This is a genomic window from Nonomuraea ferruginea, from assembly GCF_039540635.1.
In the GTDB taxonomy this organism is placed as follows: domain Bacteria; phylum Actinomycetota; class Actinomycetes; order Streptosporangiales; family Streptosporangiaceae; genus Nonomuraea; species Nonomuraea ferruginea.
Map to the genome: position 1 here is coordinate 1 of NZ_BAABFD010000060.1, position 1,011 is coordinate 1,011.

Below are 1,011 nucleotides of genomic sequence, written 5' to 3' on the forward strand. Positions count from 1 at the left end.
TGACGTGATCTCAGCGAATTGCCGGCAGGTAGTCGTGCTCGAAACGGGTGAGGACAAGTGCCGCGCGGGCGATGTCGCCGATTCGGCTGGGGCTGACGGTGATGTGCTGGAGGGTTCGCCAGCGGCCTTTGAGCAGGGCGAATCCGCGTTCGCCGAGACAGCGCAGAGCGCGTAGGAGCCGGTTGTAGGTGCGGTTGTCCGGGCTGAGGATCTGGTTTCCTTCGGGTTGTCTGATCGGCGTGTGGACGCCGATTCCAGCGCCGTCGTAGCCGCTGTCGGCGAGGGTGGGCAGGCCGGCTGCGGCTGCGGCGTACAGCGCGCCCAGAACGTGCGTGCGGGCGGCGGACAGGTCGTGGACGGAGCCGGGTTCGACCTCGCCGATCCACAACGGCAGCCCGTCAGGTGCCGAGAGGGCTTGAAGGTTGCCGGCGTGGTGGTGAGCCTTGCCGGAGTACCAGGCGTCGATGGGTTCGCCCTTGACGCTGATGGCCTGCTCGGCGCAGCGGTCGATGGGGATCAGGGTGCCGTCGAGGATCACATAGGCCAGTCCTGCGGCTTGGGCGCGGTCGAGGGCTTCATGTAGATCTGGTGCTTGAGCTGCGAGAACTCCGATGCCTTCATGGATGTAGCGGTAGGCGGTGGCCCGGGAGACGTGGTGATCGCGGCCGAGTTTGGGGATGTCGTGCTCGCCGCGGAACCAGCACAGCACCATGACTGCCTGCCGGAACGGGGTCAGGGCTCGGCTGTCTTTGGGCGTGCCGCGCAGTCGGCGTTCATCTCGCAGGAGTCGGGCGACGTGGTGAACGAGTGCGCGAGAGACGTCGAGCGTGGCACGATGAGCAATCACGTGGAGCCTTTCGGCGGCGGGATTTCTTGTGGTGAGAACTCATCTACCGGAGGCTCCACGCTCATCTCCGGCCTTCGACGACTCCTCCCGAAAGGCCCGATACGTCACCGCCTGCGTCCCAGAAATCCCCAATCGCCCTGAATTATTTCTCTGAGATCACCTCA

At 65.2% G+C, this 1,011-nt stretch carries 1 protein-coding gene; it reads right to left on the reverse strand.

Annotation, left to right across the window (positions count from 1 at the left end; genetic code table 11):
• Positions 1–10 precede the first annotated feature (10 nt).
• On the reverse strand, positions 11–847 hold the full coding sequence (locus ABD999_RS43770) for an HARBI1 family protein (RefSeq protein ID WP_271280560.1): 837 nt from the start codon (positions 845–847) through the stop codon (positions 11–13).
• Between the last annotated feature and the right edge of the window lie 164 nt (positions 848–1,011).